Annotated in this window: 25 protein-coding genes and 1 tRNA gene; 6 read left to right on the forward strand and 20 right to left on the reverse strand. The window is 67.5% G+C overall.

All coding sequences use genetic code 11. The annotated features are described in order from the left end of the window. Positions 1–21 precede the first annotated feature (21 nt). Positions 22–234: a hypothetical protein gene (locus tag NK1_RS23260; protein ID WP_063065915.1), complete on the reverse strand. Its 213-nt coding sequence runs from the start codon at positions 232–234 to the stop codon at positions 22–24. 311 nt (positions 235–545) lie between these two features. Between NK1_RS23260 and NK1_RS23265 the strand changes: the two genes are divergently transcribed. Then, the gene (locus NK1_RS23265; RefSeq protein ID WP_223273481.1) at positions 546–770 is read left to right on the forward strand and encodes a DUF397 domain-containing protein; all 225 of its coding nucleotides are present in this window, start codon (positions 546–548) and stop codon (positions 768–770) included. A 66-nt stretch (positions 771–836) separates the two neighbouring features. On the opposite strand, the gene NK1_RS23270 is transcribed toward NK1_RS23265, so the two are convergent. The 5 genes from NK1_RS23270 to NK1_RS23290 all read right to left on the reverse strand — a co-directional run bounded on the left by NK1_RS23270 (position 837) and on the right by NK1_RS23290 (position 6077). Next, entirely contained in the window at positions 837–1796 is a 960-nt protein-coding gene (locus NK1_RS23270) for an alpha/beta hydrolase (protein WP_063011883.1), read from the reverse strand. Between the two features lie 117 nt (positions 1797–1913). Further along, the gene (locus NK1_RS23275; protein ID WP_063011947.1) at positions 1914–2384 is read right to left on the reverse strand and encodes an HIT family protein; all 471 of its coding nucleotides are present in this window, start codon (positions 2382–2384) and stop codon (positions 1914–1916) included. Between the two features lie 131 nt (positions 2385–2515). Then, entirely contained in the window at positions 2516–3949 is a 1434-nt protein-coding gene (purB, locus tag NK1_RS23280; RefSeq protein WP_063011885.1) for an adenylosuccinate lyase, read from the reverse strand. Positions 3950–3955: 6 nt separating this feature from the next. Continuing rightward, positions 3956–4660 carry a TetR/AcrR family transcriptional regulator gene (locus tag NK1_RS23285; RefSeq protein WP_083870566.1) on the reverse strand — a complete coding sequence of 235 codons (705 nt, stop codon included), beginning with the start codon at positions 4658–4660 and terminating at the stop codon, positions 3956–3958. Between the two features lie 247 nt (positions 4661–4907). Beyond that, the gene (locus tag NK1_RS23290; RefSeq protein ID WP_063011948.1) at positions 4908–6077 is read right to left on the reverse strand and encodes a pyridoxal phosphate-dependent aminotransferase; all 1170 of its coding nucleotides are present in this window, start codon (positions 6075–6077) and stop codon (positions 4908–4910) included. Positions 6078–6207: 130 nt separating this feature from the next. Here NK1_RS23290 and NK1_RS23295 point away from each other — a divergent pair, with 130 nt between their 5' ends. Beyond that, positions 6208–7212: a M23 family metallopeptidase gene (locus NK1_RS23295; protein ID WP_063011887.1), complete on the forward strand. Its 1005-nt coding sequence runs from the start codon at positions 6208–6210 to the stop codon at positions 7210–7212. A gap of 18 nt (positions 7213–7230) precedes the next feature. Here NK1_RS23295 and purD read toward each other — a convergent pair whose 3' ends face one another. Beyond that, the gene (gene purD, locus NK1_RS23300; protein WP_063011889.1) at positions 7231–8517 is read right to left on the reverse strand and encodes a phosphoribosylamine--glycine ligase; all 1287 of its coding nucleotides are present in this window, start codon (positions 8515–8517) and stop codon (positions 7231–7233) included. 134 nt (positions 8518–8651) lie between these two features. On the opposite strand from purD, the gene NK1_RS23305 reads away from it, so the two are divergent. Next, entirely contained in the window at positions 8652–9077 is a 426-nt protein-coding gene (locus NK1_RS23305) for an HIT family protein (protein ID WP_063011891.1), read from the forward strand. Between the two features lies 1 nt (position 9078). Here NK1_RS23305 and NK1_RS23310 read toward each other — a convergent pair whose 3' ends face one another. Then, positions 9079–10482, reverse strand: a complete 1404-nt coding sequence (locus NK1_RS23310; protein ID WP_063011950.1) for a sensor histidine kinase — start codon at positions 10480–10482, stop codon at positions 9079–9081. A 191-nt stretch (positions 10483–10673) separates the two neighbouring features. Next, a complete protein-coding gene (locus tag NK1_RS23315) occupies positions 10674–11411 on the reverse strand; it encodes a response regulator transcription factor (protein ID WP_084461430.1) in 738 nt (245 codons plus the stop codon). 174 nt (positions 11412–11585) lie between these two features. On the opposite strand from NK1_RS23315, the gene NK1_RS23320 reads away from it, so the two are divergent. Beyond that, positions 11586–11792: a hypothetical protein gene (locus tag NK1_RS23320; protein ID WP_036497739.1), complete on the forward strand. Its 207-nt coding sequence runs from the start codon at positions 11586–11588 to the stop codon at positions 11790–11792. 45 nt (positions 11793–11837) lie between these two features. On the opposite strand, the gene NK1_RS23325 is transcribed toward NK1_RS23320, so the two are convergent. The 3 genes from NK1_RS23325 to NK1_RS23335 form a co-directional block, all read right to left on the reverse strand. Then, a tRNA-Thr gene (locus NK1_RS23325) sits at positions 11838–11909 on the reverse strand. A 162-nt stretch (positions 11910–12071) separates the two neighbouring features. Continuing rightward, entirely contained in the window at positions 12072–12314 is a 243-nt protein-coding gene (locus NK1_RS23330; protein ID WP_011207082.1) for an MbtH family protein, read from the reverse strand. Positions 12315–12463: 149 nt separating this feature from the next. Then, entirely contained in the window at positions 12464–13303 is an 840-nt protein-coding gene (locus tag NK1_RS23335) for an alpha/beta fold hydrolase (protein ID WP_036497726.1), read from the reverse strand. A 266-nt stretch (positions 13304–13569) separates the two neighbouring features. On the opposite strand from NK1_RS23335, the gene NK1_RS23340 reads away from it, so the two are divergent. Together NK1_RS23340 and NK1_RS23345 are read left to right on the forward strand one after the other, a co-directional pair. Then, positions 13570–13740, forward strand: coding sequence for a hypothetical protein (locus NK1_RS23340; RefSeq protein ID WP_157104400.1), 171 nt, complete (start codon positions 13570–13572; stop codon positions 13738–13740). Between the two features lie 86 nt (positions 13741–13826). Next, positions 13827–15374 (forward strand): alpha,alpha-trehalose-phosphate synthase (UDP-forming), encoded by a 1548-nt coding sequence (locus NK1_RS23345; RefSeq protein ID WP_063011952.1) that lies wholly within the window; start codon positions 13827–13829, stop codon positions 15372–15374. 308 nt (positions 15375–15682) lie between these two features. Here NK1_RS23345 and NK1_RS23350 read toward each other — a convergent pair whose 3' ends face one another. The 8 genes from NK1_RS23350 to NK1_RS23385 are packed head-to-tail and all read right to left on the reverse strand — an operon-like array spanning position 15683 to position 24240. Continuing rightward, entirely contained in the window at positions 15683–16198 is a 516-nt protein-coding gene (locus NK1_RS23350) for an Rv1363c family protein (RefSeq protein WP_063011895.1), read from the reverse strand. Next, on the reverse strand, positions 16195–17013 hold the full coding sequence (locus NK1_RS23355; protein WP_063011897.1) for an Rv1363c family protein: 819 nt from the start codon (positions 17011–17013) through the stop codon (positions 16195–16197). The genes NK1_RS23350 and NK1_RS23355 overlap by 4 nt, the downstream gene beginning before the upstream one ends. Continuing rightward, complete coding sequence (locus tag NK1_RS23360; RefSeq protein ID WP_063011899.1) at positions 17010–18434, reverse strand: MCE family protein; 1425 nt, start codon at positions 18432–18434, stop codon at positions 17010–17012. The genes NK1_RS23355 and NK1_RS23360 overlap by 4 nt, the downstream gene beginning before the upstream one ends. After that, a complete protein-coding gene (locus NK1_RS23365; protein WP_063011901.1) occupies positions 18431–19678 on the reverse strand; it encodes an MCE family protein in 1248 nt (415 codons plus the stop codon). Before NK1_RS23365 ends, NK1_RS23360 begins: the two co-directional genes overlap by 4 nt. Then, positions 19675–20940: an MCE family protein gene (locus NK1_RS23370; RefSeq protein ID WP_063011904.1), complete on the reverse strand. Its 1266-nt coding sequence runs from the start codon at positions 20938–20940 to the stop codon at positions 19675–19677. The genes NK1_RS23365 and NK1_RS23370 overlap by 4 nt, the downstream gene beginning before the upstream one ends. Beyond that, on the reverse strand, positions 20937–21998 hold the full coding sequence (locus NK1_RS23375) for an MCE family protein (protein ID WP_063011956.1): 1062 nt from the start codon (positions 21996–21998) through the stop codon (positions 20937–20939). Before NK1_RS23375 ends, NK1_RS23370 begins: the two co-directional genes overlap by 4 nt. Beyond that, positions 21995–23026: an MCE family protein gene (locus tag NK1_RS23380; protein ID WP_084461432.1), complete on the reverse strand. Its 1032-nt coding sequence runs from the start codon at positions 23024–23026 to the stop codon at positions 21995–21997. Before NK1_RS23380 ends, NK1_RS23375 begins: the two co-directional genes overlap by 4 nt. Next, entirely contained in the window at positions 23023–24240 is a 1218-nt protein-coding gene (locus tag NK1_RS23385) for an MCE family protein (protein ID WP_063011906.1), read from the reverse strand. The genes NK1_RS23380 and NK1_RS23385 overlap by 4 nt, the downstream gene beginning before the upstream one ends. Positions 24241–24243: the final 3 nt, after the last annotated feature.

Below are 24243 nucleotides of genomic sequence, written 5' to 3' on the forward strand. Positions count from 1 at the left end.
GGGGCGCGAACTCGGCCCGCGCTACCCCAGGCCGGTGGTCCGCGGTGCGGGCCGGCGCAGGTCACGCCCGTTGCCGCGGGCCGAACGACGAGATTCCATCAGGAAGAACAGTGCGGCTTTGCGGCGCGGGCATTGGTCGGTGGGACAGCTGCTGTGACTGTGCAGGATGTTGTGTGCCTGCTCGACGGTGAGGTGCCGGGGCACCACCGCGCAACTGTCGAAGACGGGTGCCATGCGGTGCTCCATCCTTGTCGTCCCTTCAGTGCGGCAGGGCACGCCCTCTCGGTCTCTTGACCAGTCGACGCCCTCCAACTGCCACAGTGCATGGGGTTTCCGATCAGGTTGCGGCGTAAACCAGCGGTGTTGCCGGGACGGGTGGACGAATCTCACATTCCGCAGGTCGGCATATCGGTGTGATTCCGGCCATGCCCGTACGCGCGGATTCGGAAACGACGCCGGTGCGGCGGCTCGCGACCGCTTACGCTCGGGGACGGCAGCGCCCGTGCGGATTCCGGCGGGCGATCACATCGATGCAGGAGCACAGGTTGGAAGCGAAGAATCGCGAGATCGAACCCGGGGCGGTCTGGCAGCGCAGCGGCGACGGGGAGGGCGGTGTCGAGGTGGCCTTCCTGGCCAGCGGCAATATCGGGCTGCGCGATGCCAAGAATCCTGATGGGCCGGCGCTGATCTTCACTCCCGGCGAGTGGCGGGCGTTCGTCGCCGGTGCCAAGGACGGCGAATTCAACCGCCCGGGCGCCCAGCCGCACTGAACCGAGCCCTGCAGGAATCCGGTCGCGCCCACCGTCGCGGGCCCGCGCCGATCGGACGCCCGGCGATCAGGCCCCGATCGCCGCGCCGACGGTCGGCCAGGACGCGTGCAGATAGTCCTGCCAGTACGACCAGGAATGTGTCCCGACCGGGTTGTGATCGACCCGGGCCGGAATGCGCATACCGCGCAGTCGCTGTTCGAAGGCGGTGACGCAGACGCCCACGCCGGCCTCGATCGGCCCGCCCAGGACGATGTTCTCCGGCAGCTGCGGTTTGATCTCGGTCTCGTGCGGACCGGGGATACCGGTGCCGGTGGACAGGTAGACAGTCTTGCCGCGCAGCCGATCCGCCAGCAGCGCCGGATCGTGGGCACCCCACTCCGGACTTCCCGGCGCACCCCACATATCGAACGGATTGCCGCCGCGGTTGGCGATCGAGAACATGATCGCCCCCTGCGCGATACCCAGATCCGGGCACGCACTGTAGCCCGCCACAGCCTCGTACAGCTCCGGATGGCGAACGGCCAGAACGAACGCCGCGATTCCGCCCATCGACAGGCCGCCGATCGCGTTCACGCCGTTGCCGGAGAAGGTGGCGTCGATGATCGGCGGAAGTTCGCGCGTCAGGAACGTCTCCCACCGATAGCGGCCGAAATGCGGATCGTCGCGCTGCCAGTCGGTGTAATAGCTCGCCTGCCCGCCGATCGGCAGGACGACATTGACGTTCTTGCCGTGGAAGAAGGGTTCGGCATCGGTGGCGTTGGTCCAGGTGCTCTGCTGCACACCGGGATCGAGCCCGTCGAGCAGATAGTACGAGGGCCGCGAACCCCCGCCCGCCGGATGCAGCACCTGGACCTGCACGGTGCGTCCCATGGCTGGAGAGTCGATGAACAGCGCCGTCCGGGTCGGGCTCATATCGTTTTCTCCGACCACTCGCGCCGCCGATGCGCGTGGCTGTGGGCCCATCCAGGGACCGAAGACGCCCAGTCCGACTGTCAGCACAACCGCAGCAACGAGTGAACGTCGCATGTCCCCACCTCCGTCGACCCACCACAACTGCTACTTAAAGTAACGCACACTGTGGTGGCGTGCGAAGCTTCGACCTCCTGGCGTTTCCTCAGCAAACCGCCCGGTCCGCACCACGACTCAGGTGAGCCACCACTTTCCGTCCGGTCCGCTCGCGGCATTCGGTTGCGCCCGCCCGGCAGCGCCCCGGATCGATGCGGCCAGATAGTCCAGGTCCGCACGCGGCGGAGTCGTCGCGCGATTGCGCAGCCCGAAGCCGTCGCCGGGCGTGCGCGGAATGACGTGCAGATGGACGTGGAAGACCTCCTGCCCGGCCGTAACACCATCTGCGAGAAAGAGATTCACCCCGTCGCAGCGCACCTCGGACTCTCGCAGCGCGGCCGCCAAGCGCTGCGCGACCTGAAAGAGCTTGCCGCCGATCACCGGATCGAGTTCGGCCAGGCTCCGCGCCGGCACCTTCGGAATCACCAGCAGATGACCGGGCGTCATGGGACGGATGTCCATGAACGCGAGAACGTCGTCGTCCTCGTAGACCTTCGACGAGGGCGCCCGCCCGGCGACGATATCGGCGAAAATCGTATAGGGGTCCATATCCGGCAACCCTAGTCGGCGATTTCGCCTGCGCCGCCGCACCATTCGCACGGCGCCGAGCACGCGCGACACCACCGCGCGCACGGCGGCGCCGGGCGGATTCGGTGCCGCGACCACCGGGCCGGTGGCGATTACAGAATCGGCGCGGGGGTGTAGCGGGCGGCCTCCGGATGCGCGTCGATGAGCTTCTGCACCTGCGCCACCACATCGCTCACCTGCGCCTCGGCGGCGCCGATGAACGCGGTCCGGTCCGCCAGGGCGGCCTCCAACCCGGCGCGATCCAGCGGCATCCGGTCGTCGGCCGCGAGGCGATCCAGCAGATCCGGTTCGCGACCCTGCTCCCGCATGGCCAGCGCGACCGCGACCGCATGCTCCTTGATGACCTCGTGCGCACTCTCGCGCCCGACCCCGGCCCGTACGGCCGCCATCAGGATGCGGGTGGTGGCCAGGAAGGGCAGATAGCGGTTGAGCTCGCGCTCGATCACGGCCGGATAAGCGCCGAATTCGGCGAGGACGGTCAGGAAGGTCTCCATCATGCCGTCGATGGCGAAGAAGGCGTCCGGCAACGCGACCCGGCGCACCACGGAACAGAACACATCGCCCTCGTTCCACTGCGCGCCCGCCAGTTCGGCCGCCATCGAGCCGTAGCCGCGCAGCACCACCTGCAGACCGTTGACGCGCTCGCACGAGCGGGTGTTCATCTTGTGCGGCATCGCCGAACTGCCGACCTGCCCGGGCTGGAAACCCTCGGTGACCAGTTCGTGCCCGGCCATCAGGCGCACGGTGTGGGCGAACGACGAAGGGCCCGCGCCCAAGTGGACCAGCGCGGAGATCACGTCGTGGTCCAGGGAGCGGGGGTAGACCTGGCCGACGCTGGTCAGCACGGTCGCGAAGCCCAGATGCCGGGCGACCTTCTGTTCCAGCTCGGCGAGCTTGGCGGCGTCGCCGTCGAACAGATCGAGCATGTCCTGGGCGGTGCCCATCGGGCCCTTGATCCCACGCAGCGGATACCGGTCGATCAGCTCGCGCACCCGGCGCAGTGCGATCAGTACCTCGTCGGCCGCACTCGCGAACCGCTTGCCCAGCGTGGTGGCCTGCGCCGCCACATTGTGCGAGCGACCGGCCATCACCAGCGCCTGATACTCGGCGGCCCGCTCGGCCAGCCGGGCGGCGACCGCCACACCGTGTTCGTAGACGTGTTCCAGCGAGAGCCGGATCTGCAACTGTTCCACGTTCTCGGTCAGATCCCGGCTGGTCATGCCCTTGTGGATCTGCTCGTGACCGGCGAGGGCGTTGAACTCCTCGATACGCGCCTTCACATCGTGGCGGGTGATCCGCTCGCGTTCGGCGATCGAGGCCAGATCGACCTCGCCCAGCACTCGCTCGTAATCCTCGAGGACCTCGGCGGTGACCGCCTCGGTACCGGCGGCACCGAGTTCGGTCTGGGCCCGCAGCACCTCGAGCCACAGCCGGCGCTCCAGCACGATCTTGTTCTCGGGCGACCACAACTGCACCAGCTGCGGGCTCGCGTACCGGGTGGCGAGGACGTTCGGGACAAGACTCACGAACAGTCAGTCTAGTGTTCGATGCCTGCTCGGTTGCTGGGGCATGGCCGCGGGCAGATGCTGTGCCGCGGCCGACGGCACGGTCTGCGGCGCCATCAGCGGTTGCGGCACCGGCGGCGCGATCACATCGATCAGTTCCAGCAGCGCGCCCCGGGCGGTGCGGCGCGGTTGCGGATCGGATTCGGCCAGCGCGGCGACCACCGCACCGTCGACCACCGCGACCAGCCGGCGCAACTGATCGGTGCGCACCATCCGGTCGGATCGCCGCAGCACATCGGCCAGCAGGTCCTCGAGCTGGGCGCGTAACCGCAACTGCACCTCGCGCAGTTCCGGATGCCGGGCCGAGGCCACCGAGCGCTCGTAACGGGCGATCAGCCGCCCGCGCGCGAATTCGTCGGGTCCGTCGGTGCCGACCATCAGATCCACCACCAGATCGACGGTCGCCTCGGCGCCGCGCTTGCGGTGGGTGACCTCGCCGATCCGGCGGCGCATCGACTCCAGTTCGGCATTGCCGCTGAACTCGACCGCGCGCGCGATCAGATCTTCGAGCGATTCGAAATAGTAGGTCGTGGATGCCAGGGGCAGATCCGCGCGCGTCGCCACCGAACGGTGGCGCACGGCATCGAAGCCGCCTTCGAGTAGCAACTCCGCGGCAGCCGCAACCAACGCTTGGCGACGCCTTTCGCCTTTCGGGGTCGTCGCGGTGATCACCGTGTCATCGTGCCAGTCATCATCGGTTCATCCGTGCCAAATCGGTGCGATCTGTGCAAATCTGTGCGTCTGTGCAATCCCGGCCGAATCGTTGCTGTGCAATCGACCATGGGACCGCGCAAATTTCCGGGATCCGGTCCGAGCGGACAGCCGGGACCGGTTCGAAATAGCAAGGGTTGAAATCACAACCCGAATCATTTGTACCGCATCCACGCGCTCCGGTGGGCCGGTACGGAAAGTCTGTGCGTCAGCTCAGATATCGGCCCAGTCGCACGAGTGCCTCCTCGATATCCGCCGTGGCGCCGGCGAAGGAGAAGCGGACCGTGCGGTGTCCGTTACGAGTGTCGAAATCGATTCCGGGCGCGAGGGCGACACCCGTGTGCGCCAACAGATCCGCGCACCAGCGCGTCGAATCCTGGCTCAGGTGACCGATATCGGCGTAGACGTAGAAGGCGCCGTCGGCGGGCGCCAGATCGGTGATCCCGAGTGCGGGCAGCCCGTCGAGCAGTAGCGCCCGGTTGCGGGCATAGCGGCGCACGTGGCCGTCGAGTTCGGATTTCGCCTCGGTACCGAACGCGTGCGTCGCCGCGAATTGCGAGATCGCCGGCGGGCAGACGGTCATATTGGAGGCCAGCCGCTGCAGCGCCGGACGCAGCCGCGCGGGCGCCAGCATCCAGCCCAGCCGCCAGCCCGTCATCGAGAAATACTTCGACACCGACCCGATCACCACCGATTCGCGCGAGGTCTCCCAGGCCGAGCTCACCGGTTCGGTATCGCCGTCGTCCCCGGAATAGGCGATGCCGTGATAGATCTCGTCGGAGATCAGCAGCGTGCCGTGGTCGTCGCACCAGCGGGCCAGCGCCGCCAGCTCGTCGGGGGCGATCATCGTGCCGGTCGGATTCGCCGGGCTGGCCACGATCACACCGGCGGGCGGTTCGGGCAGTTCCTCCAGCATCGCCACCGTCGGCTGGAACCGGGTCCGGGGCCCGCAGTCCAGTTCGATCACCCGGCAGCCCAGCGCGGTGAGGGTGTTGCGGTAGGCCGGATAACCGGGGCGAGCGACCACGACGGTGTCACCGGCGTCGAATGCGGCCAGGAAGATCAGCGTGAACGCTCCCGAGGAGCCGGTCGTGATCACCACGTCGTCGGCCTCGACCTCGACGCCGTAGGTGGCGCGGTGATGGGCCGCGATGGCGGTGCGCAGTTCCGGGATACCGAAAGTCTCGGTGTAGCCGAGTAATTCGGCGTCGAGGGCCACCCGGGTGGCGCGCCGCACCGGCACCGGGGCGGGTGTGGAGGGCTGACCGGCCGCCAGGACCAGCACATCGCCGTGGGTGCGGGCGCGTTCGGCCGCGGCCTTCCAGACATCCATGACATAGAAGGTCGGAACGGTGGACCGCCGGGATTCACTGCGCACCAGACGACGGTAGAACACCGGATTCGCCGGCCGGCGCGCAGTCCGTTCCCGGCACCGGGCGCCTGAGACGTTGCTGTGCGCCGCCGCGCCTGCCTGCGCGTCCGGGCGAGCCCCTGTTATCGTCGGCAGAATGCCTGACCAGGCACGCCGCGCGAAGTCGTACCAGGGGGGCTGGACCGTGATCCGCCCCGACTGGCGAACGACGCTGCGTCGCGAGCGCCCCTCGATCGCCGGCCGGATACGGTCCTCGGCCCGTCACTCACGCCAACTGGGGCAGGCCGCGACGCTCGAATGGCGCGCGCGATCGCGACGGTGGCGCCGTGCGCTGCGGAATCGGGACTGGCGCGAGGAATTCGAGACCCTGTGGCCCAGGCTGCGCGGCTGGGTCGGCGACCATCGGGTGCTGGTGATCGGCATGGTCGTGGTCGCCCTGTTCGCCGCCGCCGACACCGTTGCGCCGCAACCGATCGATTCGACGCCGAAACCCGGTGCCGCACAACGGATCGCGGTCGCATACCCGCTACAGGTGCAGGCCGAACCCGAAACCAGCAAACGCTATCTGGCCGCCATCGACAACGGGGAGCGCATGCGCGAGGCACAGGTGGTCGCCGCGGCCTCGCGGGCCACCCTCGACCGCGCGAAGGCCGAGGCCGCCGCGGCGGTCGCCGGAACGCCGCAACCGTGGCTGTCCGGACCGGCCACCACGATTCCCGGCGGCATCGCTCCGGGCGGAATCGCCCCGGGCATCGGCGGTTTCGCGCTGCCCGCGCGCGGGGTGTTCACCTCCGGTTACGGCGGCCGGTGGGGCACCTTCCACTACGGGATCGATATCGCCGCACCCATCGGCTCACCGATCTACGCCGTCGCCGACGGCACCGTCATCGACGCCGGGCCGGCGCAGGGCTTCGGACTGTGGGTACGCATCCGCCACGACGACGGCACCATCTCGGTGTACGGCCACATGTACGACTTCTCGGTCTCGGTCGGCGAGCGGGTGCGCGCCGGCCAGCAGATCGCCCGCATCGGCAACCGCGGCGATTCCACCGGCCCGCACCTGCACTTCGAAATCCTCATCGGCGGACAGCACGTGGATCCGCAGCCGTGGCTGGCCGTGCACGGCATCCAGGTCGGCTGACCCGGGCCGCTGTTTCCGCTACACCCGCGTGGGCAGCGAGATCCGGTCCTCCACGGCGGCGAGGCCGATATCGGTCCGGAAGTGGCTACCGGGCAACTTGATTCCCGCGATGCGCTCGTAGGCGTTAGCCCGGGCCTCGGTCAGATCACCGCCCGTCGCAACGACATTCAGCACCCGGCCGCCGGCCGACAGCAGCGCGCCGTCCGCGCGCAGCGACGTACCGGCATGCAGCACTTCGGCATTCGCGCCCGAAGCAGGCGTGCTCTCGGTGCCGGAGATGACGTCGCCGGTGCGGGGGCGGCCCGGGTAGTTCTCCGCGGCCAGCACCACCGTGATCGCCGCGCCGTCCTTCCAGACCGGCGGCTGCGCCTGCGCCAGGGTGCCGGTGGCGGTGGCGTGCAGCAGCGCGCCGAGCGGACTGTCGAGCAGGGCGAGCACGGCCTGGGTCTCGGGATCGCCGAAGCGGCAGTTGAATTCGACGACGGCGGGACCGGCCTGGCCGATCGCGAGGCCCGCGTACAGCAGTCCGGAGAACGGGACGCCCCGCCGGACCATCTCGGCGGCAACGGGTTTCACCACGTCCTCGACGATTTCGGTGACGGTTTCCGGCGGCAGCCACGGCAGCGGGGTGTAGGCGCCCATGCCGCCGGTGTTGGGACCGGTGTCGCCGTCGCCGACGCGCTTGTGATCCTGCGCGGGCAGCAGCGGCACCACGGTCTCGCCGTCGACCAGGCAGAACAGGGAGACCTCGGGACCGTCGAGGAACGATTCCAGCAGCACCGGATGGCCCTGTTCGAGCAGTTCGGCACCGTGGTCGCGGGCCGCGGACCGATCGGCGGTGACCACCACGCCCTTCCCCGCGGCCAGCCCGTCGTCCTTGACGACCCAGGTCGGCCCGAAGCGATCCAGCGCGGCGTCGAGTTCGCCCGGATGATCGACGACCTCGCTGTGCGCGGTGCGCACCCCGGCCGCGGCCATCACATCCTTGGCGAAGGCCTTCGATCCCTCGATCCGCGCGGCGGCGGCGGAGGGGCCGAAGCAGGCGATCCCCGCCGACCGGACCGCGTCGGCGATACCGAGCACCAGCGGCACCTCGGGACCGATCACCACCAGGTCGGCGCCGAAATCGCGGGCCAGGCCCACGACGGCCTCCGCACTGGCCGGATCGACCGCCCGCACCTCGGCGACCTGGGCGATCCCCGGATTGCCGGGCGCGGCCGCGATCGCGGTGACCCCGGGATCCCGACGCAGGGCTTCCACCAGGGCGTGTTCACGGGCTCCGGATCCGATGACGAGTACGCGCACGCGTGACAGCTTAGGGGACGCAGGTGAACAGCGGATGCGGGTACCGGGAGGACAGCCGGCCGCCCTCGTCGGCGGCACCGCCGACCTGTGGGCCCCGCCACCGCCTCCGGCCCGGGCGGGGCAATATGAAACCCATGCCATCTGTATTCAGCGCGATCATTGCCGGACAGCTGCCGGGGCGGTTCGTGTGGGAGGACGAGGAATTCGTCGCCTTCCTGACCATCGCCCCGGTCACCCAGGGTCATACGCTCGTGGTTCCTCGCAAGGAGATCGACCAGTGGCAGGATCTGGATCCCGCCACGTTCGCGCGGATCAACGAGGTCGCCCAGAAGATCGGCCAGGCGGTGCGCAAGGCGTGGGATGCGCCGCGGGCGGGCCTGCTGATCGCCGGGCTGGAGGTGCCGCATCTGCACGTGCACGTCTTCCCGGCGTTCGAGCTGGGCGATTTCGACATCTCCGGCGCGGACACCGATCCGAGCCCGGAGTCGCTGGACGAGGCGCAGGACAAGATCAAGCAGGCGCTGCGCGATCTCGGTTACGGCGCGAACGTCCCTTCCTGAATCACTCCTGCGAACGGGGCAGGCGCACCGCGAACGTGGTGCCCTGTCCTACCGCGCTGCGCACCGAGACCGTGCCGCCGTGCGCGGCGACCAGCGCCTGCACGATCGACAGGCCCAGTCCGGTGCCACCGCTGTCGCGGCTGCGTGAGGTGTCGGTGCGGTAGAAGCGTTCGAAGATGCGCTCGGCGTCCTCGGTGGGCAGGCCCGGTCCGGTATCGCTGACCTCGATGACGACCTCCTCCGGCGCGGGTGTCAGCGCGACGGCGACCGCGGCCTCCGGCGGGGTGTGGATCAGCGCGTTGTTGACCAGATTGCCCAGCACCTGACGCAGCCGCGCCTCGTCACCGCGCACCTCCAACGTTCCCGTCCCCGGACGTATTTCGAGGTCGATGGGCCGGCGTGGCTCCTCGGACCGCTGCGCCGCGTCGACGGCCCGGGCGTTGTGCACCGCATCGCTGGCCAGTGCCAGCAGATCCACCGGCCGCCGTTCCACCGGCCGCTGCGCGTCGAGGCGCGCCAGCATCAGCAGATCCTCCACCAGCAGGCTCATCCGCTTGGATTCGCGTTCGATCCGATCCATGAACAGCGCCGGATCCGCCAGCGCCCCTTGCCGATACAACTCCGCGAAACCCTTGATCGTGGTCAGCGGGGTTCGCAGTTCGTGGCTGGCATCGGCGACGAATCGCCGCATCCGGGCCTCCGAGCGCCGCGCGGATTCCTCCGATGCCTCGGTGGCGGCGAAGGCGCTCTGAATCTGGGACAGCATGCCGTTGAGCGACTGCGACAACCGATCGACCTCGGTGTTGGTGTCCTGCACCGGAACTCGGCGATGCAGATCGCCGCTCGCGATGGCCGCGGCGGTCTTCTCCACCTCACCGAGCGGGCGCAGGCTCCGGCGAATGACGAACTGCGCCACCACCGCGAGCACCGCCAGTACGATCAGGCCCACCGCGACCTGCAATCCGATCAGGCGGTCGATGATGTTCTCGGTTTCGGTGAGCCGCAACGCGACAACGCTGGATCCCTGAGGTGTCACCACCTTGATCGCGCGCCAATGTTCGCTGGGGTCACCGACCGATCCCACGGTCTCGGGATGTTTCGACAGATCAGACGGAGTGTCCGGAACGGTGGGCCCCGAACTCAGCAGCAGGCGCTGATTTCCGGTGGACCCGGTCACCTGCACGTAGAACAGCGCGGGCGGGCGCTCCCGCCCCGGCGGTTGCGGAAGATGCTGGGGCGGTGGCGCATCGGGGCTGGCCCAGCTGTGGGCGGCCTCGAACAGTTGCCGATCGACCTTGTCGATCAAGACATTTCGCATCGCGGAGGTCACCGCGACACCCGACACCAGCAGTCCGAGGCCCGCCAGGCAGACCAGCGCCAGCACCAGGGTGACCCGCAGGGGCACCGCGGCCAGGCGTCGCGAGATCCGGCGCCGAATCCCGCGCCGAGGCGGTGCGACGCCCTCGGCGCTCGCGCCGGGCTCGGCGACCTCGCCGGATCCGGGATCGGTTCCCGGCTCGAATTCACCGGCGGGGCGCACCGATTCGATGTCGCCCGCGTCGTGGTCGGCGCGTTCCCGCACCGAGCGCGGATCGTTCATTTCGCCGACGACCGGCTGCGGCTGGGCGCCCGCATCACGTAGCCGACACCGCGCAGCGTGTGAATCAGCCGGTCGGGGCCGGTGTCGACCTTCTTGCGCAGGTAGGACACATAGGTCTCCACCACGCCCACCTCGCCGCCGAAGTCGTAGCGCCAGACGTGGTCGAGGATGCGCGGCTTGCTCAGGACGGTTCCGGCATTGACCATGAAGTACCGGAGCAGCGTGAATTCCGTCGGCGACAGCGCGACCGGTTCCCCGGCCTTCCACACCTCGTGGGTGTCGTCGTCCAGTTCGATGTCCTCGAAGCGGAGGCGCGAGGACTTCGTCTGCTCCACCACGTGACCGGAGCGGCGCAGAATCACCCGCAGCCGCGCCACCACCTCCTCGAGCGAGAAGGGTTTGGTGACGTAGTCGTCGGCGCCGAGGGTGAGGCCGGTGATCTTGTCCTCCACCTCGTCACGCGCGGTGAGGAACAGGACGGGAGCGTCGATGCCGTCGGCGCGCAGCCGGCGCAGCAGGCCGAAGCCGTCCATACCGGGCATCATGACGTCGACGATGAGGGCGTCGGGCCGGAACTGCTTGGCCCGGTCCAGCCCTTCGGCGCCGTTGGCGGCCGTGGCCACCTCGAAACCCTGATAGCGCAGACTCACCGACAGCAGTTCGACGATCATCGGCTCGTCGTCGACCACCAGCACCCGAGCCTCCGGGGTTCGATCGCCAGCCACTCCACTCATGCTGGATATCGTCTCTCCTGCACCCCGGAATGCGCTGAACGTTGTCTGGGAGTTTCCTGCGAGCCGCCTGCGCGACCCGGACAGCGAGCGGCAGGCGCTCAACTTTCATCACGGCGGCCCGCAGCGGAGCACACGGCGCGAAAAAAGAGCAGAATGGACATCGGAAAGGTCGTCATGGGAGCGATACGGGGCCTGCTCGACGTGGTGTTGGGCATCCTGACGGCCGTGCTGGGCACGGTGGTCGGACTGCTCGCGGTCGTGGTGTGGATCCTCGGCGCGGTGTTGTGCGTGACGATCTTGTTGATTCCGCTGGGAATCCCCGTCTTCAAGCTCGGTAGCCGGCTGTTCGGTCTGGCCCGGCAGCTGATGCATCTGCCCTGACGACGGAAAAAGCTCCGACCTGCTGTCGCAGGCCGAAGCCGAGAGAGCCCCCTGTCAGGATTGAACTGACGACCTTCGCTTTACAAGAGCGGTGCTCTACCACTGAGCTAAGGAGGCGGGTGAAGCGGTGCAATCATAACCGGGGCGCGGGCCGTCCGGAAAAATCGTGCATTACCGCAGGAGGGAACGACGCGATCGCGGCGGCTGCGTGTGCCCCGGCCAGGGCATCACGCAGCCGCCGATCACCGTCGCGCCGCGCCGTGCGTTCCGGCGCGGAAATCAGGACTGGGCGCCCTGGCGAGCCGCGTCGTCGGCGGCCATCGCGTCACGCAGGCTCTTGGGCCGCATATCCGTCCAGTTCTTCTCCACGTATTCGACGCAGGCAGCCCGGCTGTCCTCGCCGAACACCACTCGCCACCCGGCCGGGACCTCGGCGAAAGCAGGCCACAGGGAATGCTGCTCCTCGTCGTTGACCAGAACGAAGAAGCGGCCGTCCTCGTCGTCGAAGGGGTTGGTGCTCATTTCACCTCACTGGATGCTGGCGCTGTGTACGGGAACGCGCTGTGTACGGAAACTCGCGGGGCGCGGGCACGAGCCGAAACCGACCGACCAGAGCCGTAGCCCCCGAGCGATGTGTCGACACTAGCAAGACCGACGTTACGCGTTGGCGGTTACCTCGAGCCCGCGAAGAAATCGAGCAGGATCTTATTGACCGCCTCCGGACGTTCCAGATACCCGTAATGGCCGGCGTCGGGGATCTCCTGGTAGCGGGCGTCGGGAATGACTTCGGCCAGCTCACGGGTCAGATATGCGGGGATCATCCGATCGTCGGCGAATCCGATGGACAGACACGGCACCTTGATCGCCCGATAGGCCTGCAACCGATCGAAATCGTGATCCATCCGGCGCTGGGCCCGGATTCCCGGCGATGCCGGTCCGCCGGTGAATTCGAACAGATCCAGCCAATCGCGCGCGGAATTCGGATCGGCCATCGTGGCCGGCGAAAGATTCATCACCGCGGTGACGGCGGCGTCGTATTTGGCGGGCAGTCGCACGCCGGAGGCGTCGAGTTCGTGCTCGCCCAGCGAGAGGGTCTTCTGGAATTGGTCGAGCCGGGCGTGTCCGGCCATGAAAACGGCCTTACGCACGAGGTCGGGACGCGCCAGGGCCAATTCCTGGGCCACTCGCGCCCCCATCGAGGTGCCGGCGACCAGGGCCGGGCCCTCGTCGAGGAATTCGATCAGCGCCGCGGTGTCGGCGGCCAATTCGTCGATGGTCATCCCGTCGGGCGCCTCATAGGACGGAGCGATGCCGCGATTGTCGAACGTGCACACCCGGTAACCGGCCGCCACCAGCGCCGGAACCTGGTGCAGCTCCCACACCCGGCCGGGACTCCCGGTGCCCATGATCAGCACGACCAGCGGGGCGGCCCCCTTGGTGTCGGTGCCTTTGGCCTTGTCTCCCTTCACCTGGTAGTTCAGCGAGATTCCATTCACCGTGGCCAACGGCATGTGCTGCGACCCTTTCCACTCGATTCGTGCGGTGCTCGGTACACGAGGCAGGTGAAATTCACCTCCCTACCAACGGTATAGGTTCGCGGGGCTCCGGCGTTTCGCCGGTGTGACGGGTCCCGCTCACAGCTGTTGCGGTTCGGCAGCGGTCGGCACCGAGCCGACGGGCCCCCGGCCGGCGACCGATACCATTGACACCGCACGGCGCCGACACCACGACGGTCGAACCCCACCGCCGTGCCACGACCCCGAGCCGAGAGGACACGATGATGGCCGCGAAGAGCGCCAACGACATCGCGGACGACGACCTGGAACCGCTCGCCGACGAGACCGCACGGCAGGCACAGCGCGTCGTGGCCGCCTACGCCACCGATGCCGACGAATGCCGGATGCTGCTGTCGATGCTCGGAATCGGTCCCAGCGCGCGCAGCGAATAGGACGAGCGCGCCGCAGCGCGCATGACAACTAAAACCCACGCCTAGCTCCGCCATTTCGGCGACCGGAGGATCCAGCAGTGGACCAGATGCGCGACATACGCAGCGATCGATCTCGAGACGCTTCGCCGGAAACCGAATCCGCACCAGCGGACCGTCCCGGGGGCGCCGGCTCCGGTTTCGTCGTGGTCGCCAACCGGCTCCCGGTGGATCTGGAACGTCTCCCCGACGGAACCAAGCGGTGGAAGCGCAGTCCGGGCGGCCTCGTCACGGCCCTGGAGCCGGTGCTGCGCAACAACAACGGCGCCTGGGTGGGCTGGGCCGGGGTCCCCGACGTGGATGTCGACCCGATCATCGAGGACGGCCTGGAGTTGTATCCGGTGCCGCTCACCGCCGAGGAGGTCGCCGCCTACTACGAGGGTTTCTCCAACGGCACGCTGTGGCCGCTCTACCACGACGTGATCGTGCGGCCGGAGTACCACCGCGACTGGTGGACGGCGTATGTGGACGTGAACCGGCGCTTCGCCGAATACACCGCGAAGGTGGCCGCCGAGGGCGCGACCGTGTGGGTGCAGGACTACCAGCTGCAGCTGGTGCCGAAGATGCTGCGTATGCTGCGGCCCGATCTGACCATCGGTTTCTTCCTGCACATCCCGTTCCCGCCGGTGGAGCTGTTCATGCAGCTGCCCTGGCGCACCGAGATCGTGGAGGGTCTGCTCGGCGCCGACCTGATCGGCTTCCACCTGCCCGGCGGCGCGCAGAACTTCCTGTATCTGGCGAGAAGGCTTGCCGGGCAACCCACCTCGCGCGGCACGGTCGGTGTGCGGTCGAAACTCGGTGTGGTGCAGGTCGGTTTCCGCACCGTGCGAGTCGGCGCCTTCCCCATCTCGATCGCCTCCGCCGAACTCGACGAGCTGTCGCGAAGACGTTCGGTGCGCGAGCGCGCCGCCCAGATCCGCCGAGAACTCGGTAATCCCAAGCACATCCTGCTCGGTGTGGACCGCCTGGACTACACGAAGGGCATCGATATCCGCCTCGCGGCGCTGCAGGAACTCCTGCACGAGGGTCGGCTGGACCCCGCCGAGACGGTGATGGTGCAGTTGGCCACACCGAGTCGCGAACGCGTCGAGAGCTACATCCAGATGCGCGGCGACATCGAACGACAGGTCGGCCGGATCAACGGCGAATTCTCCCGCGTCGGTTACCCTTTCGTGCACTATCTGCACCGCCCGATCCCCCGCGACGAGCTGGTCGCCTTCTTCGTCGCCGCCGACGTGATGCTGGTGACCCCGCTGCGCGACGGCATGAACCTGGTCGCCAAGGAGTACGTGGCCTCGCACAGCGGCCTCAACGGCGCCCTCGTGCTCAGCGAATTCACCGGCGCCGCAGCCGAATTGCGGCAGGCCTATCTGTGCAACCCACACGATCTGGACAGCGTCGAGAACGCGATCATGTCCGCGATCGACGACGATCCGGAGACCAAGCGCCGCCGGATGCGTTCGCTGCGCCGCCAGGTGCTCGCCCACGACGTCGACCGCTGGGCCCGCTCCTTCCTCGACGCGCTGGCCCAGGATCGGGTGGCGGGCAGTGCCCTGCTCACCGATGCGGATGTGGATCCCGGAGGCGCGGAGCGCTAGACAGCGATCCGAGGCGGGTTACACCCTTCGAACCGACCGTCCGGCAGCCGGAGAGCGCCGCCCACACCGAATCTCGGTCCTGGCCTCCGCCGGGGCCGGCGGTCGCCGCACACCGCCACCCCGGATTCCGCCGCACCCGCCGGATCGCCGCACGGTCACGGCCGTGCGGCACAGGCGCGCTTCACCGGCGGGAGATCTGCGCCGCGACCGGAGCCGGTATCGACCACCGATCCCGCCTCGGAATCGCTGTGCCGTCGACGGTAGGGACGAACTCTTAACGGGGATAACGGGATTCGCTTAAAGGCGGATCAGATCGGGGTGATGGCGTCGACCAGCCAGTGGCCGCCGTCCTTGTCCAGCGCGACGCGGACCCGGCTCGGCGTCACCGTTCCCTGCGGGGAATCCTTGCTGGTGGTCACCTGATTCAGGTACAGCAGCACGACCGCGTGCGAGCGCTCCGCCGACACCACACCGGCCGCCGTGGCGTTCGCCTGCACGGTGAGCTGCTTCTCCTTGGCGCCGGGCGCGATCGCCTGCTGAATCAGCTTCAGATAGTCCTTGCGGAACGACGGAGTGAGGTTGTCCGCCGATTTCGGCAGTTCGGTGTCGACGGTCTTGAAGTCGTAGGTGAACACCGACTCCACCGCGTGCCGGGCCGCGGGGACCGCGTCGGTGCGGGCGTGCTCGACCTGTTTGTCGGACCAGTACTTGTAGCCGGTGACCGAGGCCATCGCGACCGCGGCCACGAACAGCACCGCCGCGCTGATGAACAGGATCGGGCGTAGCTTGCCGGATCCTTGTGTACTCACGCCACGTTCACTCATGCCACGAACTCCACTTGCGAGGCGGTGATACCACCGTTGTCGTCGCGGTCGACCGTGACCCGGAAGCGGTAGTAGCGCTCCTGCGGATCCTTGGCACCGGCGTTGGTCAGGGTCTGCTTGGCCGCGACCAGCACCTTCGCGGTGTGGTCGTCCTGGCTCTCGACCGCGGTCTCGATGATCTCGCCGCTGGCCTTCACCTTGGCCTGCTGCACGACCTGCGCGTAGGCGTCCTTACGCTCGGAGTACTCCTGCTTGAGCTGCCCGGAGGCGACCGAGAGCACCCGGTCGATGTCCTGCTTCGCGGTGTCGTCCTTGATATTGGTCAGATTGAGGATGGCCTGCTTGGCGGTCTGGATATATTCCGTGCGCTGGTCGGCCTGGGCACTGACCTGATGCTGGTGGTAGGCGAAGAAGCCGCCCGAGCCGACCAGCAGGATCAACGACAGCACGGCCACCACCGCGGCGGCCCAGCCCAGCGGGCCGAGGGAGCGCTTCGCCGGCTCGGAGGTGTCGGCCGGTACGTCGGCGGCTTCGGTCTCCTCCGAGGTGCCGGTGAGCCGCACGGTCTTGTCGTCAGCGGCTGCCGTCGAGAGTTCGGCGGTGCGATCCGACGCCGTGTCGGTATGGGAAACCGATGCCACCTCCGAGGACGACTTCGCGCCGCTCGCCGGTGATGTGCTCGACAGTTTCACCGTCGCATCGCCGGCCGGCGCGCTCTCGGCCCGCTCGACAGCGACCGCATCGGTCGGCGCCCCCGCCTGCCTGCTGGCGCGCCGCCGGACGCGACCGGTGGGTGTGGAATTCGATTCGCTCATTTCTGTTGCTCCTCGAGCATCGCCTGCCAACTGGACGGTACAGTGCCCGATCCGTCGGGGCCCACATCCCCCTGGCGGTAGGTCCGGCCGTCGGGTCCGGTGAAGGTGTGGTTCTTCAGGTCGTAGGTGCGCAGCGCCGCAGCCGGCTGGGTCTGCGCGGCGGGAGCGTCGCCCGGGTCGGCCGCCGGCTCACCGGACGGGGTCACCGGATGCGGATCGCCGAACGGCGGGTTGTCGCCCTCGGGGACATAACCCTGCGGGTCGTGGCAGAGTTCCGGACTCGGGGCCCGCTTACCCGGCACATCCGCGCACGGCGTGTTGCGGATACCGCGGACCGCTTCCTTCGCGTTCTGCGCCACCTTGCAGTAGAGGTTCGGCGGCGTGTCCGGCGTGTCCTTCAGGGCCGGCGAGCGGCGCTGATCCTGCGGCAGGAAGCCGGTGGTGCAGCCCGGCGGGTCGTTGAGCCCGAGCATGAAGTCGACCATGGCGCCGTACTGCGTGGGCCCGCGGATCGACGTCAGCAGCGCCGCCACCAGCTGCGGGTAGATCACCAGAATCTGTTCCACACCGGCGTGATAGGTCACCCCGACCTGGCCCACGCTGGTCAGGTTCGACAGCAGCAGCGGCAGCGTCGGTTTCAGATCCTGGAAGGTCTGCGACACCTTCTGCGCGGCCGCGGGCGTGCGGTCGAGCAACTGCCCCAGCGAGGGGTCGTGCAGGCGCAACTGGTCGGTGACGGTCGCCAGATCCTTCGTCCACGAGCGGATCGCGGCATCGGACTGGTTCTGGGTGTCGAGCAGCGGACCGATCTTGTCGAGCAGATCCTTCGTCTCGTTCGTATTCTTCTTCGCCTCCTGCACCAGTAGCGAGGCGGAGTCGATGAACTTCTGCAGATCCGGGCCGGCGCCGTTGAACGCGGTGAAGGCATCGTCGATGACCTGGCGCAGTTTGGTGTCGGCGACACTGCTGAGCAGCCGGTCGGCCTGGTCGAGCATATCGCCGACGTCCTGCGGAAGTTTGGTGCGCTGCACCGGGATCACCGAACCGTCGTGCAGATTCCCGCCGTGCGGATTCTCGGCCGGAACCAGATCCACGTACTGTTCGCCGATCGCAGACACGCTCTTGACGTAGGCATCGACATCGCTCGGAATCTTGAAGTCGCTGCTGATCGACAGCTTGGCGTCGACCCCGTCCGGGGTGAGCTTCACATCCTCGACCTTGCCGACGTTGGTGCCGCGATAGGCGACGTTCGCGGTCGGGTACAGCCCGCCGGTGGCCTCGAGCTTCACGGTCACGCCGTAGCGGCCGATGCCGAACATGGCCGGCAGGTGGACGTAGACGCCCGCCATCACGACCAGGCCGATCACGGTCAGGATCGAGAAGATCACGAGCTGGGTCCGGACGAATTTGCTGAGTTTCATCGACCCGCACCCCCTTGTTGCGGCGCGGGCACCGTCAGCCCGGGTATGGCGGGCAGGTTCGGAATCGGCGGCAGGCCGGGAATGCTCGGCGTCGGCGCGGCCGTGCCCGGTGCGGGCGGTGGCGGCGGCTGCATCGGCCCGGTGACCGGGTCACCCTTGCCCATCGCGGTATCGGGTGCGATCGTGCCGAGCGCGCCCTCGACCCCGCCGAAACGTCCGCCCAGCGGCGTACCGGTGAGGAAGTTCGAATCCAGTCGCGCGCCGGTGAGGTCGACGGTCATCAGCAGGTTGAGGTAGTCGCCCTTGAGCGCCTTGTTCAGGTTCCGCATGGGGAACGGGAAGGTGAGCAGAATCTGCAGGGAGTCGGCCAGTTTCGTTCCGGTGTTGGCCAGCGATTCCAGGGCCGGGTGGAGATTGGCCAGATCCGCCTTCAGGTTGTCACCACTCTCGGCGATCACCCGGCTCACGACATCACTCAGATCACCCAGTGCGGTAATGGTTTTGGTGATGTTCTCACGGCGGTCGGCCAGGACGGTGAGGGCCGGATGCAGCTGCGTGACCGCCCGGGTCACCTGGTCCTTCTGGTTGTTCAGCTGCCCGGCGAAGCGGTCCAGCCCGCTCATCGCGTCGATGATGTCCTTGGTCTGGGCGTCCAGGGTGCTGGTCAGCTGTGTCAGCTGCGGCAGCAGGTCGCGGATGGCGTCGGACCGTCCGGAGAAGGTCTTGTTCAGCTCGTGGGTGATCGTCTCGAGCTGCGAGATTCCGCCACCGTTGAGCACCACCGACAACGACGACAGCGTCTGTTCGGTGGTCGGATAGACACTCGCGCGCGACAGCGGAATCACATCGCCCGGCTTCAACTGACCTTCCGGCGCAACGTCTTTCGGCGCCGACAGTTCGACGTGATTACTGCCGAGCAGGCTGGTCTGCCCGATCGCGGCCACCGTGTTGGCCGGCAGGTGGACACCCTTCTCGAGGCTCACCGTGACCAGTGCGTGCCAATCCTCGACCTGGATGTTCTTCACCGTGCCGACCGTGACGTCGTCCACCTGCACCGGTGAATTACGGGTCAGGGTGGTGACATTCGGCATCTGGATCTTGATCTGCCAGGCGCCCTCCCCCGTTCCGGCCGCGCCGGGCATCGGCAGGGTGTTCAGGCCGTCCCACTCACATCCGGTGGCGCCCAACAGGATCACCAGGCCGACGGCGGCGCCGGCGAGTCGCATTCGTCCGCGTCGCATCATCGTCCTCCTCCCGGAATCGCGAGGCCGGACAGACCGCTCGGCACCTCGGCCGGAGCCTCGCCGGGCGCCGGATATTCGACGCGATCGGCCAGACTCGGCGGCGAGAAGGTCAGCTGGTTCGGGAAGGCCTGCTGCCCGGACGCCGGATTCACCAGCAGCGGTGGGTAATTCATCATCAGCGAGCTGATCACCGGTGCCACCTGTTGCTTGCACAGGTCCGCGGTCCGCTGCGAACCGTTGTCCTCGAGCGCCTCGACGGCGCCACACAGGAACGCGAACGGATTGCGGAAGTTCGGCAGCACCACGGCGCCGGTCAGCGTGCCCTGCGCGGGCTTGTAGATCTGATAGAAGTTCGACAGCGCGACAGGGCCCGAATGCAGGACCTGCTCGAGCTGCGGACGCTTGTCGGCCAGGATCTGGGTCACCTGCGCCAGGTTCTGCACACTCTCGGTGAGCTGGCCGCCGCGTTCGTCCAGGAAGCGCTTGACGTCGGCCACCGCCGAATCGAGATTGTCCAGTCCGGCGCCGAGGTCGTCGGAGACGCCCGACAGCACCGAGGACACCGAGGCGAGCCGGCCGCCGAACTGCACGATCTGATCGTTGCTCTTGGACAGCACATCGACGAACTGCTGCAGGTTGCGGACCGTGCCGAACAGATCGGTGCGACCGTCGGACAACGTATTCAGCGTGCTCGACAACTCGTGGAGCGTGTCGCGCAGCGCCTGGGCATTGCCGTTCGCGAGATTGTCGGACGCGGTGTTGACGAACCGTCCGAACGAGCCCTGCTGATCCTCACCGATCGGGCCCAGGGCCTTGGACAGTTTGGTCAGCTCGGCCTTGATGTCGTCCCATTCCACCGGCACGGCGGTGTGCTCGATCGGAATCACGCCGTCGTCGTGCATCTTCGGGCCACCGGTGTACACCGGCGCCAATTGCACGAAGCGGGCCGAGACCAGATTCGGCGAGACCGTGACGGCCTTGGCGTCGGCCGGGATGTCGACGCCGCGGTCGACCGTCATCGTCACCCTGGTCTTGTCCCGGCCCGGCTCGATCGCATCGATCCGGCCGACCTTGACGCCCAGCACCCGCACGTCGTCACCGGCGTACAGCCCGGTGGTGGACGGGAAATAGGCGGTGATGTGGGTCTTGCCGATATTGGTCACCGCGCCGTAGACGATCCAGCCCGCCAGCGCCACCACCAGGGCGGCGGCCACGACGCGGACCCATTTCGGCACCTTCGTGATCGTGCGAATCGCGTTCATCGCGGCGGCTCCTGGATCGCGGGCCCGATCGAGGGCGGCGGGGTGGTCAGGTACTTCCAGAACGATTCGGGCACATGCTGCGGCCAGACCAGCGCGTCCACCAGCGGCTGCAGCGTCATACTCGTGGCGTTGGAGACGTAGGCCTGGAAGTACGGGCCGCTGCCGACCTGTTCACCGAGGGCCGCCTCGAACGGGCCGAGCGCGTCCAGGGCCTTGCTCAGGTTGTCCTTGTTCCGCTCGAGCAGTTGGAGCACCGAATTCAGCTTGTCCAGTGTCGGTTTCAGGCTCTGCTCGTTGTCGTTGACGAAACCGGTCAGCTGCTGCGCCAGTCCGTTGACATAGACGATCAGCTGGCTCAGCGCGGTGCGCCGGGCGTCCAGCTCACCGAGCAGGTTGTTGCCGTCCAGCAGCAGGGCGTTGATCTGGTTCGACCGATCCGCGAGCACCTTGGTGACGTTCTGCGCGTGCGAGAGCAGTTCGGTCAGGGCCTTGTCCCGTGCGTTCAGGCTGCGCGAGAGCTGCGTGATGCCGTCCAGTGCCGAGCGCAGCGGCGCCGGTGTGTCGGCGAAGGCGTCCGACAGGGCGTCGAGAGTCTTGTTGACCTGGTCGGTGTCCAGCCCCTTCACGGTATTGCTCAGATCGCCCAGGGCGTCGTTGAGCGAATACGGAGAAGTGGTGCGGTCCAACGGAATCGGCTGATCGCTGCGCAGCGCACCGGACCCCTGCGGATCGACCTCCAGGGATTTGCGCCCGAGCACGGTGTTGGTCTTGATCGCGGCGGTCGTCTTCTTCCCCAGGACGATGGATTCGTCGAGGCTGAACCGCACCTTCACCTTGGGACCGTCGAGGCTGACGTCCTCGACCTGCCCGGACCGGACACCGGCGACCTGCACCTGGTCACCGGTCACCAGGCCGCCGGCATCGGCGAAGTACGCGGTGAATTCGGCGCCACTGCGAATGAAGGGAAGCCGGTCGAACTGCAAGGCGGACAACGCGATCGCGACCGCCAGCACGACGCCGACGACGCCGTGTTTGATGAGCGGGGAGGTCTGGTTCACTTCGTCGAACACCTTCCGGTCGTCTGCAGACCGGGCAGATTCACATGCATCGGCTTACCGTCCGGGCCGTCCACGAGGAAATTCGTTCCGCACACGTACATGTTCAGGAACGAGCCGTACGCACCGAGCCGCACCAGCTCCTTGTAGGTCGAGGGCAGGTTCTGCAGGACCCACTCGACATCGTCGGACTTCTGGTCGAGATTGTCGGCGACACGGCCCAGCTGGTCGAAGGTCGCCTTGAGGTCCGGGCGCGCCTGCTTCAGCAGATCGGTGAGATCGCCGGTGGCGCCGGCCAGTCGTGGCAGCGCCGCGCCGATCGGATCCCGGTCCGCGGCCAGGCCACTCACCAGACGCTGCAATTCGGTCAGCGTGGTGTCGAAATCCTTGTTGTGATCGTCGATGGTGGCCAGCACCGTCTTCAGGTTCTCGATCACGCTGCCGATGAGGGCGTCGCGGTCGCCCAGGGTCTTGGCGAACGAGCCGGAACTGTTCAGCAGTGCGACCAGGGTGCCGCCCTGTCCCTGGAAGACCTGCAGCAGCGCCTCGGTCAGGGAGTTGACCTGCTGCGGGTCCAGGCCGCGCAGCAGCGGTTTGAAACCACCCAGCAGCATGTCCAAGTCCAGCGCCGGCTTGGTCTTGTCCAGGCCGATGGTGCCGCCGGAGTGCAGCACCTGCGCCGTGCCCGGGGCGTCCATCAGTTCCAGATACCGGTCACCCACGAGGTTCTCGTAGCGCACGGCGGCTTGGGTGCTGACATAGAGCTTGTACTGCCGGTCGACGTCGAAATCGACATGGGCCAGATGGTCCTTGCCGACCTTGACACTCTTCACCGAGCCGACCGGCACACCCGCGATGCGCACCTTGGACCCGGGCAGCATGCCCGAGGAACTGGTGAACACCGCGTGGTAGCCGTTCTCCCGCGCGAAGCGCATCTGCGAGAAGATGACGACCAGCAGGGCCAGTACCAGCACCATCACGAGGGTGAAGATCCCCAGTTTGACGCTGGTGGCGTGTGGTTTGAGCCTCACGGATTACCCACCCCCGGCAGACCCGCGAACAGCAACTGGAAGACCCGGGGCCCGTTCAGATGGGTGGACAGTTCCGGTGTGTACACCCGACCCTCGCTGGTATCGGTGACCAGGTAGTTCGAGTGGCTACCGGGTTGGCGGTCGAGGATGCCCTCGCAGTGCGGGCCACCGGTCGCATTCACCTTCGGCAGATCCTTCGGATAGGAATAGGGCGTGCCGCCCGGCATGAAACTGGCGTTCAACGTCACCCAGGGTCCGGTTCCGCCGAAGATCTCGTTGGCTCGCGGAATCGCGCCCGCGACACCTTCGACGAGGCAGTACAGCGCCGGGTTGTATTCGTTGAGCAGTTCGGCCGTCGGCCGCAGCAGATCCAGGGCCGTCGACAGGCCGTTCTCGTTCTCCTTCAGCACCGCGCCCGTGGTGTCGGCCAGGCCGATCAGATTCAGCAGCACGGCGTCGAGGCTGTCCTTGTGGCCGACGAGGGTCTTACTCGTCACGGCCGCATTGTCGGTCGTGCGCAACAGGTTCGGCGCGGTGTCGGCGTACAGGTTGGTGACTCCCACCGACGTCTGCAGATCGCGTTGCAGATCCGGCAGGCTCGGATTGATATCGCGCAGATATTCGTCACTGTCGACCAGCAGCTGACCGAGTTTGTCGCCGCGGCCCTGCAATGCGGTGCCGAGCGCGGTCAGCGTCGCATTCAGTTTCTCCGGCGCGATCTTGCCGAGCACCTCGGTCAAATGCTGGAACAGCGTATTGAATTCGACGGTCACCGACTGCGCGGTCAACGTGGCGCCGGCCTGCAGATGCTGCGCGGAGGGGACCTCCGGCTCGACGAAGTTCACGTATTTGGCGCCGAAGACCGTGGTCGATCGAATATCGACGGTCGAGTTCGCCGGCACCATCTTCAATTGATCGGGGTCCATCGCCAGGGTCAGCCGAGCCTGGTCGCCGGTGTACGCGATATCGGAAACGTGGCCGATCTGCACACCGCGAATCTTGACCTTCGCGTCCTTGTCCATCACCAGGCCCGCGCGTGGGGCGTCGAGATAGACCGGTTTCGAGGTGGTGAATCCGCCCACGAACATCGTCAGAGCGACGGCGACGATCGCGGCCAGAAACAGAATCAGCGCCACCCCCGAAAGCTTGACACCCCATCCGGCGCCGAAAAACTTTCCGGCGCCTTCCTTTTCGACGAGTTTATTTGCCGCCATACC

The sequence above is a fragment of the Nocardia kruczakiae NBRC 101016 genome (assembly GCF_001612965.1).
In the GTDB taxonomy this organism is placed as follows: Bacteria; Actinomycetota; Actinomycetes; order Mycobacteriales; family Mycobacteriaceae; genus Nocardia; species Nocardia kruczakiae.

Coding starts and splice junctions, on each gene's coding strand:
- NK1_RS23320 (WP_036497739.1), top strand. CDS start 11,586: ATGGGAGCGATACGGGGCCTGCTCGACGTGGTGTTGGGCATCCTGACG.
- NK1_RS23385 (WP_063011906.1), bottom strand. CDS start 24,240: ATGGCGGCAAATAAACTCGTCGAAAAGGAAGGCGCCGGAAAGTTTTTC.
- NK1_RS23330 (WP_011207082.1), bottom strand. CDS start 12,314: ATGAGCACCAACCCCTTCGACGACGAGGACGGCCGCTTCTTCGTTCTG.
- NK1_RS23355 (WP_063011897.1), bottom strand. CDS start 17,013: ATGAGCGAATCGAATTCCACACCCACCGGTCGCGTCCGGCGGCGCGCC.
- NK1_RS23260 (WP_063065915.1), bottom strand. CDS start 234: ATGGCACCCGTCTTCGACAGTTGCGCGGTGGTGCCCCGGCACCTCACC.
- NK1_RS23345 (WP_063011952.1), top strand. CDS start 13,827: ATGCGCGACATACGCAGCGATCGATCTCGAGACGCTTCGCCGGAAACC.
- NK1_RS23340 (WP_157104400.1), top strand. CDS start 13,570: ATGATGGCCGCGAAGAGCGCCAACGACATCGCGGACGACGACCTGGAA.
- NK1_RS23365 (WP_063011901.1), bottom strand. CDS start 19,678: ATGATGCGACGCGGACGAATGCGACTCGCCGGCGCCGCCGTCGGCCTG.
- NK1_RS23275 (WP_063011947.1), bottom strand. CDS start 2,384: ATGGACCCCTATACGATTTTCGCCGATATCGTCGCCGGGCGGGCGCCC.
- NK1_RS23305 (WP_063011891.1), top strand. CDS start 8,652: ATGCCATCTGTATTCAGCGCGATCATTGCCGGACAGCTGCCGGGGCGG.
- NK1_RS23360 (WP_063011899.1), bottom strand. CDS start 18,434: ATGAAACTCAGCAAATTCGTCCGGACCCAGCTCGTGATCTTCTCGATC.
- NK1_RS23270 (WP_063011883.1), bottom strand. CDS start 1,796: ATGCGACGTTCACTCGTTGCTGCGGTTGTGCTGACAGTCGGACTGGGC.
- NK1_RS23315 (WP_084461430.1), bottom strand. CDS start 11,411: ATGAGTGGAGTGGCTGGCGATCGAACCCCGGAGGCTCGGGTGCTGGTG.
- NK1_RS23335 (WP_036497726.1), bottom strand. CDS start 13,303: ATGCCGTTGGCCACGGTGAATGGAATCTCGCTGAACTACCAGGTGAAG.
- NK1_RS23295 (WP_063011887.1), top strand. CDS start 6,208: ATGCCTGACCAGGCACGCCGCGCGAAGTCGTACCAGGGGGGCTGGACC.
- NK1_RS23350 (WP_063011895.1), bottom strand. CDS start 16,198: ATGAGTGAACGTGGCGTGAGTACACAAGGATCCGGCAAGCTACGCCCG.
- NK1_RS23370 (WP_063011904.1), bottom strand. CDS start 20,940: ATGAACGCGATTCGCACGATCACGAAGGTGCCGAAATGGGTCCGCGTC.